This window comes from Leifsonia sp. AK011 (assembly GCF_013410945.1).
GTDB lineage: Bacteria > Actinomycetota > Actinomycetes > Actinomycetales > Microbacteriaceae > Rhodoglobus.
Genome location: NZ_JACCCH010000001.1, coordinates 1,991,486 through 2,004,077, shown reverse-complemented (window position 1 = coordinate 2,004,077; position 12,592 = coordinate 1,991,486). Strand labels below are relative to the sequence as shown.

Sequence of the window (12,592 nt, the reverse complement as noted above, 5' to 3'; positions counted from 1 at the left end):
CGGAGTGGTTACTGGATCGAGAAGCTCGAGATGGTGGTGGGAACGAGGGGAGGCCCGTCAGCGGAGCCGTCAGCCGTGCCGAGATCGCTGATCGCGGCGATCAGGTCGTCGAGGTTGTCGCTGATGTTGCCGACCACCGTGTAGCCACCCGCTGAGTCCGCGGGAAGTGTGGTGTCGCGGAACACGATGAAGAACTGGTGGCCGTTGCTGTACGCGTCATCCGCGACTCGTGCGACCGCGATCGTTCCCGCCGGGTAGATGTTGTCCTCTGGCGCGTTCTCGATGGGTCCGTACGTGTACGACGGATCGGACGTGCCCTCAGCGTCGAGAGCACCGCACTGCAGGAGGCCAGCCGATCCACCGTTCACGAGGCGGTGGCAGGACTTGCCGACGTAGTAGCCGCTCAAAGTGTCCGCGAGGATCGACGAGACGGCCTGGGGGGCGACTGTCGCATCGAGCGTCACACCCAGCGAGATGTCGTCGTTCAGAACGAGGGTTCCCTCGTACAGGCGCGGCTCGGCGAAGTCGGCTGCGGGCACGTCAGCGCTCACGGCGCTGGACGGAGACGCGGACGGCGTGGGTGTGGGTGTGCCAGGGCCGCCGTTGAAGTAGAACAACTGGAGCGCTGCTGCGACGCCGGCAATGGCGATGACGCCGATGACGGCGACGATGTTGTCGCGGCGACGTCGCTTCTGCTGATTCTCGTGAACCGCCTGACGTGCGTTGTATCGACGGAGGCGCTCGCGCGCCTCGCGCTCTTCACGGGCGCTGCTCTTCTTGGGGGCCACGGTGCTCCTTGGGCGCAATGAGGGGACCAGTGAACCTTACGACGATGGTTGTTGCCCGAGCAAAACCGCGTCGGGGGTCGCGGTTACCATTGCGACATGGATGCGCAGCCTGGCCTGTTTTCCGGCGCCACCCCGCTGGCGGTGCGCATGCGCCCCCGAACACTCCACGAGGTGGTCGGACAGCAGCATCTTCTCGGCCCCGGCAGCCCCCTCGTGACTCTCGCCAAGGAGGACCCGAGTTCGCAGGGTTCCGTCTCGATCATCCTGTGGGGACCACCCGGAACGGGCAAGACGACCCTGGCAAAGGCCATCGCTGCAAGCTCCGGACGCAAGTTCGTGGAGCTCTCCGCCGTCACGGCTGGCGTGCGCGACGTGCGCCAGGTGATGGAGGAGGCCCTGTCATCCCGAGATCTCTACGGCGTTTCGACAGTCCTGTTCCTCGACGAGATCCACCGTTTCACCAAGGCGCAGCAGGACGCGCTGCTGCCGGGCGTCGAGAACGGGTGGGTCATCCTGGTCGCCGCCACTACCGAGAACCCGTCGTTCTCCGTGATCTCGCCGCTGCTCTCCCGCTCGCTCCTCCTCACGCTGCACACGCTCGACGACAACGATCTCGGCCTGCTCATCGATCGTGCACTCGTCGACGAACGCGGTCTCAAAGGACGTATCGAACTCGAGGATGAGGCGCGCGCCGCGATCATCCGGCTGTCGTCCGGGGATGCGCGGCGTGGGCTCACCGCACTCGAAGCCGCGGCCCAGACCGCACTGGCCTCGAGCGAGGGTGACGAACCCCCGGTGATCACGGCCGACCTCGTGGCTCTCGCGGTCGATCGTGCACTCTTGCGCTACGACAGGCAGGGTGACGAGCACTACGACGTCATCAGCGCTTTCATCAAGTCCGTGCGGGGGTCGGACGTCGATGCTGCCCTGCACTACCTCGCCCGGATGATCGAGGCGGGCGAGGACCCTCGGTTCATCGCACGGCGGGTCATTATCAGTGCCGCCGAGGACATCGGCATGGCCGATCCGCAGGCGCTCGTCATAGCGATGGCCGCGGCGGATGCCGTCCAGCTGATCGGGATGCCGGAGGGGCGAATACCCCTCGCGGAGGCTGTCGTGTACCTGGCGACCGCACCGAAATCGAACGCCTCGTACCTCGCGATCGATCAAGCGATAGCGGATGTCAGGGCTGGCCGTATCGGCAGGGTGCCCCTCCACCTCCGCGATGCGCACTATCCCGGGGCCAAGCGACTGGGCCACGGCAAGGGCTACATCTACTCGCATGACACCGACTTCGGAGTTGCCGAGCAGCAGTACCTCCCTGACGAACTGGTCGGTACGCAGTACTACACACCCACCAACCACGGCAACGAGCGGGACATCGCCGCGCGGCTGGAGAAGCTGCGCGCGATCCTGCGTGGATCGTAGCTCTGGGGATCGTGGCTCCGCGGATCGTGGTGAAGCCCGGTTTCTGCTAGGGTTACTGGGTTCGACTGGATGTCGGACACATCCCACCCCCTCTTCACTCGCGGAGTGCCCCGACGTGCGCGCCGATTCCGAGTGGGGGAGCGATGCACGTTCATGAGCCGTGATAGTCGCGGCCATGTGATGAAAGGCTCCAGTATGCCCACGAAGTCCCAGGACCGTCGTAAGGTCCGTCTCTCCCGCGCTCTCGGTATCGCGCTCACGCCTAAGGCGGCGAAGTACCTTGAGAAGCGCCCCTACGCTCCCGGCGAGCACGGCCGCACCAAGCGCAAGGCCGACAGCGACTACGCCGTTCGTCTCCGCGAGAAGCAGCGTCTGCGCGAGCAGTACGGCATCCGCGAGAAGCAGCTCCGCATCCAGTTCGAGGAGGCTCGCAAGACCGCCGGTCTGACCGGTGAGAACCTCGTCGAGCAGCTCGAGATGCGTCTCGACGCCCTCGTGCTCCGTGCCGGATTCGCCCGCACGACCGCCCAGGCTCGCCAGATGGTCGTTCACCGCCACATCCTCGTCGACGGCCAGCTCGTCGACCGCCCGTCGTTCCGCGTCAAGCCCGGCCAGCTCATCCACGTCAAGGAGAAGAGCGAAGGCATGGAGCCGTTCCAGGTTGCGGCCGCCGGCGGTCACGCCGACGTCCTGCCGAAGGTTCCGGCCTACCTCGAGGTCGAGCTCGACAAGCTCCAGGCTCGCCTGGTCCGTCGCCCGAAGCGCGCCGAGGTCCCCGTGACCTGCGAAGTGCAGCTCGTCGTCGAGTACTACGCAGCTCGCTAATCCCTCGTACTACGCTGAACGGGTCGCCTTCGGGCGGCCCGTTCGTGTCTTAAGGAGATCTTCAATGACCGGTGGCGACATTGCAGGCCTGATCGCCGCAGGGATCTTCGCGGTCCTCGTCGGCCTCCTCGCCGTTCCGCTCATCAAGCTCGGTCGCGTCTTCGACGAGACGAGCACGGCGATCCGGGAGCTCAGCGACAACGTGACGCCTCTGCTGGAGGAGGCGACGACCACGATCAGCGAGACCAACAAGCAGATCGCCAGGGTGGATGCCATCACCAGCAGCGTCGAGGAGGCCACGAGCAACGTGTCATCCCTCGTTGCGCTGTTCGCCGCGACCGTGGGCGGCCCCCTGATCAAGATCGCGGGGTTCTCGGCGGGTGTTCGTGCGGCCATCGGTGGCCTTCGCCCGAGCCGGAAGTCGGCGCCTCGAACGAAGTAAGCTGGATACGGTTCATCCGGTCATCCGACCGTTGCCGCTTCAGGCCAGAGGGCCTGCCTCATCTCTAGGGAGCAACACATGAAGGGTGCACTTCTCGTTCTTGCGGGCGTGGCCATCGGCTTCGTCGTCGCACACCAGGTTTCCAAGACGCCGGAGGGCAAAAAGTTCTTCGAGGACGTCGACTCGAAGGCGCGCGAGTTCAGCAGCGCGGTCGTGGACGGCTACAAGGCGCGCGAGGCGGAGCTGCGTGCCGCAGTCGCCGAGGCCGAAGACGCCATCGCCGACCTCAAGCGCTCACGCTAACCGCTCATTCGCTCGCCCCGGGGTAATCCCCGAACACACACAATCGGGACCCCATGCAGACCGCCGACATTCAGAACCGCTGGCTGACCTTTTTCGGTGACCGCGGCCACACCATCGTTCCTTCGGCCTCGCTCGTCAGCGACGACCCGACGCTTCTCTTCACCGTCGCCGGAATGGTGCCGTTCGTTCCGTACCTGACTGGCCTCGTGCCGCCGCCGTTCCCGCGCGCGACGAGCGTTCAGAAGTGCATCCGTACCCTCGACATCGAGGAGGTCGGCAAGACGCCTCGGCACGGCACGTTCTTCCAGATGAACGGCAACTTCTCCTTCGGCGACTACTTCAAGGAGGGCGCGATCTCCTACGCGTGGGAGTTGCTGACGTCCGAGGAGTCCAAGGGGGGACTGGGCTTCGACGAGAAGGATCTCTGGGTCACCGTCTACAAGGACGACGACGAGGCCATCGACCTGTGGAAGAAGGTCGCCGGACTGAAGGATGAGCGCATCCAGCGGCTGGAGATGGACACGAACTACTGGTCGACCGGCCAGCCGGGTCCCGCCGGCCCCTGCTCGGAGATCTTCTTCGATCGCGGCCCGAAGTACGGTGTCGATGGTGGTCCCGCCACCGACGACGACCGCTACGTCGAGATCTGGAACCTCGTCTTCATGCAGTACCTCCGTGGCGAGGGCCAGGGCAAGAACTTCGAGATCCTCGGAGAACTGCCCAAGAAGAACATCGACACCGGTATGGGCATGGAGCGTGTCGCCTTCATCAAGCAGGGTGTCGAGAACTTCTACGAGATCGACCAGGTTCGCCCCGTGCTCGACATGGCCGCAGAGCTCTCCGGTCGCAAGTACGGCCACAACCACGACGACGATGTCCGGATGCGCGTCATCGCCGACCACGTGCGCTCGAGCCTCATGCTCATGTCCGACGGGGTCGCACCGACGAACGAGGGCCGCGGATACATCCTTCGCCGTCTGCTGCGCCGCACCGTCCGGGCGATGCGACTGCTCGGTGTCGAGGAACCCACGTTCGCCGAGCTATTCCCCGCCTCGCGCGACGCCATGAAGGCGCAGTACCCCGAGGTCTCCACGGAGTACGACCGCATTTCGCGTCTCGCGCTGGGCGAGGAGGAGACCTTCCTCCGCACACTCGCGAGCGGCACTACCATTCTCGACGTCGCGGTCGCTCGCACACAGCAGGCCGGCGACAAGGAACTGCCGAGCGACACCGCGTTCCTGCTTCATGACACCTACGGATTCCCGATCGACCTGACGCTTGAGATCGCCGAGGAGGCAGGCCTTTCGGTCGACCGGGACGCTTTCGATGCGCTCATGCACCGTCAGCGCACGCTCGCGAAGGAGGATGCCAAGTCCCGCAAGCAGCACCTGGCCGATCTCTCGGTGTACAGCCAGTTCCGTGCGCAGGGTGAGACCGCGTTCACGGGATACGAGTACCTCACCACAGATACGACGGTCCTCGGCCTCATCGTCGATGGCGCGTCGGTGTCGAGCGCGACGGCAGGACAGATCGCCGAGGTCATCCTGGCCGAGACCTCGCTCTATGCGGAGTCCGGTGGCCAGGAAGCGGATGCCGGCACGATCGTCGGCTCGGGCTTCGAGCTCGAAGTGCTCGATGTGCAGCGCCCCGTGAAGGGACTCATCAGCCACAAGGTCCAGGTCACGAGTGGCGAGGTGGGCGTGGGAGACGCCGCAACGACGCTCGTCGACCCCGACTGGCGCCGTGGTGCCACCCAGGCGCACTCCGCCACCCATCTCATCCACGCCGCGCTCCGCCAGATTCTTGGCCCGGAGGCCCACCAGTCAGGTTCGTACAACAAGGCGGGCTTCATGCGCCTCGACTTCTCATGGAACCAGGCGCTGTCTCCCGCGACGAAGTCGGAGATCGAGGAGGTCGCCAACAACGCCGTGCGCGACAATCTCGAGGTCACGACCCGCATCATGAACCTCGACGAGGCGAAGGCGCTGGGAGCGATGGCGCTGTTTGGCGAGAAGTACGGCGACACCGTTCGTGTCGTTGAGATCGGTGGCCCCTGGTCGCTCGAACTCTGTGCCGGTACCCACGTCGAGCGGTCGTCGGAAATCGGTCTCATCAACCTCGTGAGCGAGTCGTCCGTCGGTTCGGCGAACCGCCGTATCGAGTCCCTTGTCGGTCTCGATGCATTCCGTGACCTGGCCGCGGAGCGGGCGATCGTCTCGGAGCTGACGTCGAGTCTCAAGACCCCGCGTGAACAGCTTCCCGACCGGATCGCGGAGCTCGTGGCGAACCTCAAGGCAGCCGAGCGCAAGATCGCCCAGTACGAGCAGGGCCAGCTCGCCCAGCGAATTCCGGCACTCGTGGAGACTGCGCAGACTGTCGGGTCAACGCGGGTGGTCGCGGAGTTCATCGGCGAGGTCCCGAGTAGCGACGACCTGAGGTCGCTCGTCACGGGTGTTCGTGAGCGGCTCGGTGACGCCCCGGCTGTCGTTGCGCTGGCCGCTGTCGCCGGTGGCAAGCCCGCCGTGATCGTTGCCACCAACGAGCGCGCCAGGGGTGCTGGCATCCGCGCCGGCGTTCTCGCCAAGGCGGCCGCTGGGGTTCTCGGCGGTGGCGGTGGTGGCAAGGACGACATCGCGCAGGGCGGCGGGTCGGATGCCGCAGCAATCCCCGCTGCGCTCGATGCGGTGATCGCTGGAGTCTCCTGAGCATGCGTCCCGGCGTGCGACTCGGAGTCGACGTCGGCACCGCACGTATTGGTGTGGCGCGCAGTGACCTGCACGGGATGCTCGCAACGCCGGTGGAGACCATCCCGCGCGGAGATGGCGACCTCAGGCGTCTCGGCGAGATCGTGCGTGAGGTCGAAGCCATCGAGATCATCGTGGGGCTTCCGCTTGCGTTGTCGGGCCGCCAGACGGCATCGACCGAGGACGCGCTGGCGTTCGCTCACGCTCTCGCAGCGGAGCGGCTCGCACCGGTCAGGACGGTGGACGAACGGCTTTCGACGGTGTCGGCCCACGCAGCGCTCCGAGCATCCGGTCGGAGTAGTCGCAGCTTCCGCCCAGTCGTCGACCAGGTGGCCGCCGTTATAATTCTTCAGCACGCCCTCGACTCGGAGCGCTCGGCCGAACGGCCTCCCGGCGCCCTGATTGACCCGGACGAAGGAGCCTGATGGCCAACGAACCGAGCTGGGAGGACATCTTCCAGCCCAAGGAGGCGGTTGCGCCGCAGCAGCAGCCTCCCGCGGTATCACAGCCACCCGCAGCCACCACACCGGTCACGGCGCAGGCGCCGGGTTCCGATCCCCTCAACTCGCTGTTCGCCGGTACGACTCCCACCGATTCGCAGGGCCCTGCATCGTCGCTCGGCACGCAGGCCGCTCCCGCTGCGGTTCAGACCGCGCCCTCCAGTCGCCGCGCACTGCGGGAGACCGAGGGGCGACGTCGTGGCGGTGGCGGATCGGATGACGGGGGTTCTGGTCGCGGTCGTCGCGGTGACAACAGCGGCAACTACGGGCGCCCTCCCCGCAAGCGCAGGCTCCTCTGGCTGTGGATCACGCTCCCGATCGTCCTGATCGTGGGTGGTCTGGGCGGTGTCGCAGCGTACGGCTGGGCGAACTACGAGGAGCAGATCCGCGAGCTCATGGGTTGGCAGCTCCCGAACGACTACACGACGGCGGGCAACGGCGTCGAGGTGATCGTGCCCGTGCGCTCGGGTGACATTGGCGCTGATGTGGCGAAGACGCTGCATGAGGCGGGCGTCACCATGACGTTCGACGCCGTGTACGACTATCTCGTCGAGAATCCGGACGTCTCGTTCATCCCCGGCAACTGGCGCCTCCAGGAGGAGATGAGCGCGGAGTCCGCCGTCAGCGCGCTGCAGGACCCGGCCAACAAGGTCACGAGCGAACTGCTGCTCACCGAGGGTTCGGTTCTGCCCGACGCCCTCGAGATCATCGCCGAGACGACCGGCATTCCGCTCGAGGAGGTCCAGGCCGCGGCCGCCGATCCCACGGCCTATGGCGTGCCCGCCGAAGCGCCGTCGCTCGAGGGCTATCTCTTCCCCGCAACATACGAACTCAGCGGGAGCGAGAGCGCGCAGGAGATCCTGCAGTTGCTCGTCAACACGATGTTCGAGCACCTCGACGCATTCGGTGTCGCGCCGGAGCAGCGGCATGAGGTGCTGACGAAGGCATCGATCATCCAGCGCGAGGCCGGCTGGAACATCGACGACTTCTACAAGGTTGCGCGGGTCTTCCAGAACCGCATCGACCAGGGGATCAATCTCGAGTCCGACGCCACGGTGGCCTACGGAACCGGAAATCTTCACACCGTGTGGACGACGGATGCCGAACGTGCGGACGCCTCGAACCCGTACAACACCTACGCGAACCCGGGCTTGCCGATCGGACCGATCGGTCTGCCCGGCGACGACGCGATCTCGGCTGCCCTGAACCCCGCCGACGGTCCGTGGCTCTTCTTCGTGCCGATCAACCTCGCGACAGGGGAAACCGTCTTCTCCGAGACGGTCGATCAGCACGAGGCCGCCGCGCAGCAGCTACGGGATTGGTGCCAGGCCAGCGAGGAGAACGCCGCCTACTGTGGCTAGCTCGCGACGCACGAGGCTTGCCGTTCTCGGCTCGCCGATCCACCATTCCCTGTCACCGGCGATCCAGTCCGCTGCCTACCGCGCGCTCGGGTTGCCGTGGAAATACAGCGCCATCGAGATGACGGGCGAGCGTCTCCCCGAGTTTGTTGCACACCTTGACGAGAGCTGGCGCGGACTCTCACTGACGATGCCGCTGAAACGAGACATCCTTCCGCTCCTCGACTGGCGTCACCCGCTCGTTGACCGCGTGGGGGCGGCGAACACGGTTCTGCTGACGGAGGAGGGCGTGCGCGGATTCAACACCGACGTGCGTGGCGCTGTCGAGGCGTTCCGCGAGGCTGGTGTGCAATCGCTCGACACGGTTCACATCCTCGGTGCGGGCGCGACTGCTGCGTCCCTGCTCGTTGCGGCAGTGGAGTTGGGTGCCTCGAGCGCTCTCGTCTCCGCCCGCACACCCGAGCGTGCGGTTGGGCTCTCCGAACTCGGTGAGCGCGAGGGCATCGACGTGACCGTGCGAGCGTGGGGAGTATCAGATCGCTCCCTGCGGATACCGGATGCCGTGATCTCGACCGTTCCGGGCGGCGGGAACGACCTCGTCTTCCCGGAGGCTGTGCGTGAGGCATCCGTTCTGTTCGACGTTGCCTACGACCCGTGGCCCACTCAGTTGGCCACGTCATGGGGCGAGACAGGGGGACGGGTGATCTCCGGATACGACCTGCTGGTTCATCAGGCGGTGGGTCAAGTGAGGATCTTCGTCTCCGGGGATCTCGAGCGTGCACTTCCCGACGAGCCCGCCGTAATCGCGGCGATGCGCGGCGCGCTCTCCTGAGGTGATGAGCGCGGCTGGTGTCGAAACCGGTCGGGTCGCTTATGGGAGGATTGACTCATGCTTCGTTGGTTGACGGCCGGAGAGTCCCACGGTCCCGAATTGGTCGCGATCCTCGAGGGTCTTCCCGCCGGTGTTCCGGTATCGCCCGAGGCCATCCAGGAGGACCTGCATCGCAGGAGCCTGGGGTATGGGCGTGGCGCCCGCATGAAGTTCGAGCAGGACGAGCTGTCGATCTCGGGTGGCGTCCGCTTCGGAGCCACCATGGGAAGCCCCGTCGCGCTGCGCATCGGCAATACGGAGTGGCCCCGCTGGGTCGACGTGATGAGTGCAACACCCGTTGACCTCGAGACCCTGCCGAAGGGCAGGGGAGCAGCGCTCACGCGCCCCCGGCCGGGACATGCCGATCTGGTCGGTATGCAGAAGTACGACTTCCCCGAGGCGCGCAACGTCCTGGAGCGCGCAAGCGCCCGGGAGACAGCTGCAAGGGTTGCGCTCGGCGCCGTCGCTCGCAGCTTCCTCGCGGAACTCGGCATCCAGATCCTCAGCCACACGCTGTCGATCGGCACGGTGAGGGTCCCGGACGGCGCAGCCCTGCCGTCTCCCACGGATGTCGCGGGCCTCGACGCCGACCCCCTGCGCTGCTTCGACCCTGCGACCTCCCTCGCCATGGTCGCTGAGGTAGATCGAGCGCACGACGACGGTGACACGCTCGGCGGCGTTGTCGAGGTCCTGGCCTACGGAGTACCGCCGGGTCTGGGTTCCTATACGCACTGGGACCGCAGGCTCGACTCGCAACTCGCCGCAGCGCTCATGGGCATCCAGGCGATCAAGGGCGTCGAGGTCGGCGATGGCTTCGCGACCGCGGCTCGCCGCGGCTCCGAGGCCCACGACGAGCTCGTGATGGGTCCCGACGGCATCACTCGCCTCAGCGATAGAGCAGGCGGCACCGAGGGAGGCATGAGCACAGGCACCCTGCTGCGCGTTCGTGCGGCGATGAAGCCGATTTCGACCGTGCCGCATGCACTGCGGACCATCGACGTGGCGACGGGCCAGGCGGCCGATGCTCATCACCAGCGTTCCGATGTCTGTGCCGTGCCGGCGGCCGGCGTGGTCGCCGAGGCGATGGTCGCCCTCGTGCTCGCCAACTCGGTGCTCGAGAAGTTCGGCGGCGACTCGGTGGGCGAGACTCGCCGCAACCTCGAGGCCTACCTCGCATCGATTCCCGACCCCCTCGTGACAGCACGGTCGTCACAGGGTGAGTGAATCGCGCGCTGCGGTTGTGCTCATCGGCGCTCCCGGTGCAGGAAAGACCCGCACCGGTAAGCGGCTCGCGCGCCTACTCGACCTCCCGCTCATCGATACCGATGCCCGTGTCGTCGCCGCCCACGGCCCCATCGCGACGATCTTCGACGAACTGGGCGAGACCCAGTTCAGGGCGTGGGAGCGCGAGGCCGTTGCCTCGGCACTCGGGGAGCGTGCGATCGTGACTCTCGGTGGGGGAGCAGTTCTGGATGCCGCAACAAGGGCCGATCTCGAGGGGCTTCCGGTCGTGCAGCTGACGATCAGCGCCGACGTTGTCGAGAGCCGGATCGCCGGGGGGAAGCGCCCGCTTCTCCGCGACGGTATCGGTGCCTGGCAGGCCATCGTTGAGGCACGACAGCCCATCTACGACAGCCTCTCGTCGCTGACCATCGATACCTCACACATCCCCTTGGATACCGTCGCCGAGCGCATCGTCGGCTGGCTGGAGACACGAGCATGAACAACACCACGGTGATCCCCGTCACCGGCACCGATCCCTACGACGTCATCATTGGCCACGGGCTTCTCGGGTCGCTGGAGGAACAACTGGGGAGTCGCGTCGCGAAAGTGCTGATCGTGCATCCCCCCACTCTGGGCGCGCGGGCAGTCAAGCTCCGGGAGCAGTTGCTCGCGACATACGAGGTCTATCTCGCCGAGGTTCCGGATGCCGAGGATGCCAAACGCATCGAGGTGGCGTCGTTCTGCTGGCAGGTCATGGGGCAGACCGACTTCACCCGAACGGATGCCGTCATCGGCCTGGGCGGGGGAGCCACGACTGACCTCGCGGGTTTCGTGGCAGCCACGTGGCTGCGAGGTGTGCGACTCATCCAGTGCCCCACGAGCGTTGCCGGAATCGTCGACGCCGCGGTGGGCGGCAAGACCGGGATCAACACGGCGGAGGGCAAGAATCTTGTCGGATCGTTCTACGCGCCCGCGGCGGTCGTCGTCGATCTGGACACGCTCGACACGCTGCCGCGCAACGAGATCCTCGCGGGTTTCGCGGAGATCGTGAAGTGCGGCTTCATCGGCGAGCCGGAGATCCTCGACATCATCGAGGCGGACCCCGATCGGGCGACCGATCCGACGACACCAGAGTTCCGGCGAGTCGTCGAGCTCTCGGTCGCGCTCAAGGCACGGGTCGTGAGCGAGGATTTCAAGGAATCCGGACTTCGGGAGATCCTGAACTACGGCCACACTCTCGGACACGCGATCGAACACGCCGAGCGGTACCGCTGGCGTCACGGTGCCGCGATCTCCGTTGGCATGGTCTTCGCTGCTGAGCTCGGCAGGATTGCGGGGTCACTGTCGGATGACGTCGTCGACAGGCACCGTGCCATCCTCTCGTCCTTGACGCTGCCGATCGACTACCCACTGGGGCGGTGGAAGACGCTGCTCGCCACGATGCAGCGCGACAAGAAGGCACGCGCGGGCATGATGCGCTTCATCGTGCTGGACGAGGTGGGCAAGCCCACGGTTCTCGCAGGACCCGACGAGACGCTGCTCTTCGCCGCCTACCAGGAGGTCGGGGTCTGACCGTCGCGCCGGTTCGCACCGGGCGGCTGCCGATACACTCGACATCGTGACCAGCTCCGTGACCAGCATCCTCGTGCTCAACGGCCCCAACCTGGGGCGTCTCGGTAGCCGCGAGCCCGATGTCTACGGCAGTGGGACGCTCGAGGATCTCGGGGTCGCCCTCGAGGAGACCCTGGCGCCGGGATTCGAGATGGACCTGCGCCAGACCAACGACGAGGCGACACTCATCGGTTGGCTTCACGAGGCCGTGGACACGCAGTCGCCGGTGATCCTGAACCCCGCGGCGTTCACGCACTACTCATACGCGCTCCGGGATGCCGCGGCTCTGGTCACAAAAGCTGGCCTGCTGCTCGTCGAAGTGCACCTCTCGAATCCGCACGCGCGCGAGGAGTTCCGGCACACGAGCGTGATCTCGGCGATCGCCACGGGCGTCATCGCCGGATTCGGTTTCGACTCGTACCTTCTCGCGCTGGACCTCATCCAGCGGCGTCTCGGCTAGACTCGACCGCTGGTTTACAAACGAACGGATTGACATAC

Annotated in this window: 13 protein-coding genes; 12 read left to right on the top strand and 1 reads right to left on the bottom strand. The window is 66.2% G+C overall.

Features of this window, described 5'->3' with window-relative positions:
* Positions 1–8 precede the first annotated feature (8 nt).
* On the bottom strand, positions 9–788 hold the full coding sequence (locus tag HDC94_RS09765; RefSeq protein WP_179497092.1) for a peptidylprolyl isomerase: 780 nt from the start codon (positions 786–788) through the stop codon (positions 9–11).
* Positions 789–884: 96 nt separating this feature from the next.
* On the opposite strand from HDC94_RS09765, the gene HDC94_RS09760 reads away from it, so the two are divergent.
* The 12 genes from HDC94_RS09760 to HDC94_RS09705 all read left to right on the top strand — a co-directional run bounded on the left by HDC94_RS09760 (position 885) and on the right by HDC94_RS09705 (position 12,554).
* Positions 885–2,216 carry a replication-associated recombination protein A gene (locus HDC94_RS09760; RefSeq protein WP_179497090.1) on the top strand — a complete coding sequence of 444 codons (1,332 nt, stop codon included), beginning with the start codon at positions 885–887 and terminating at the stop codon, positions 2,214–2,216.
* A 195-nt stretch (positions 2,217–2,411) separates the two neighbouring features.
* Positions 2,412–3,041: a 30S ribosomal protein S4 gene (gene rpsD / locus HDC94_RS09755; RefSeq protein WP_179497088.1), complete on the top strand. Its 630-nt coding sequence runs from the start codon at positions 2,412–2,414 to the stop codon at positions 3,039–3,041.
* Between the two features lie 64 nt (positions 3,042–3,105).
* The gene (locus tag HDC94_RS09750) at positions 3,106–3,483 is read left to right on the top strand and encodes a DUF948 domain-containing protein (protein WP_179497076.1); all 378 of its coding nucleotides are present in this window, start codon (positions 3,106–3,108) and stop codon (positions 3,481–3,483) included.
* A 78-nt stretch (positions 3,484–3,561) separates the two neighbouring features.
* On the top strand, positions 3,562–3,786 hold the full coding sequence (locus tag HDC94_RS09745) for a hypothetical protein (RefSeq protein ID WP_179497074.1): 225 nt from the start codon (positions 3,562–3,564) through the stop codon (positions 3,784–3,786).
* A 53-nt stretch (positions 3,787–3,839) separates the two neighbouring features.
* Positions 3,840–6,491, top strand: coding sequence for an alanine--tRNA ligase (gene alaS / locus HDC94_RS09740; protein WP_179497072.1), 2,652 nt, complete (start codon positions 3,840–3,842; stop codon positions 6,489–6,491).
* Positions 6,492–6,493: 2 nt separating this feature from the next.
* Positions 6,494–6,955, top strand: a complete 462-nt coding sequence (gene ruvX / locus HDC94_RS09735; RefSeq protein WP_179497070.1) for a Holliday junction resolvase RuvX — start codon at positions 6,494–6,496, stop codon at positions 6,953–6,955.
* Positions 6,955–8,391 (top strand): endolytic transglycosylase MltG, encoded by a 1,437-nt coding sequence (mltG, locus tag HDC94_RS09730; protein WP_179497068.1) that lies wholly within the window; start codon positions 6,955–6,957, stop codon positions 8,389–8,391. Before ruvX ends, mltG begins: the two co-directional genes overlap by 1 nt.
* Positions 8,384–9,220 carry a shikimate dehydrogenase gene (locus tag HDC94_RS09725; protein WP_179497066.1) on the top strand — a complete coding sequence of 279 codons (837 nt, stop codon included), beginning with the start codon at positions 8,384–8,386 and terminating at the stop codon, positions 9,218–9,220. Before mltG ends, HDC94_RS09725 begins: the two co-directional genes overlap by 8 nt.
* A 57-nt stretch (positions 9,221–9,277) precedes the next feature.
* The gene (gene aroC / locus HDC94_RS09720; RefSeq protein ID WP_179497064.1) at positions 9,278–10,483 is read left to right on the top strand and encodes a chorismate synthase; all 1,206 of its coding nucleotides are present in this window, start codon (positions 9,278–9,280) and stop codon (positions 10,481–10,483) included.
* Complete coding sequence (locus tag HDC94_RS09715; protein ID WP_308495689.1) at positions 10,476–10,982, top strand: shikimate kinase; 507 nt, start codon at positions 10,476–10,478, stop codon at positions 10,980–10,982. Before aroC ends, HDC94_RS09715 begins: the two co-directional genes overlap by 8 nt.
* Complete coding sequence (gene aroB, locus HDC94_RS09710; protein ID WP_179497062.1) at positions 10,979–12,055, top strand: 3-dehydroquinate synthase; 1,077 nt, start codon at positions 10,979–10,981, stop codon at positions 12,053–12,055. Before HDC94_RS09715 ends, aroB begins: the two co-directional genes overlap by 4 nt.
* Positions 12,056–12,113: 58 nt before the next feature.
* Positions 12,114–12,554: a type II 3-dehydroquinate dehydratase gene (locus HDC94_RS09705; protein WP_179498999.1), complete on the top strand. Its 441-nt coding sequence runs from the start codon at positions 12,114–12,116 to the stop codon at positions 12,552–12,554.
* Positions 12,555–12,592 lie beyond the last annotated feature (38 nt).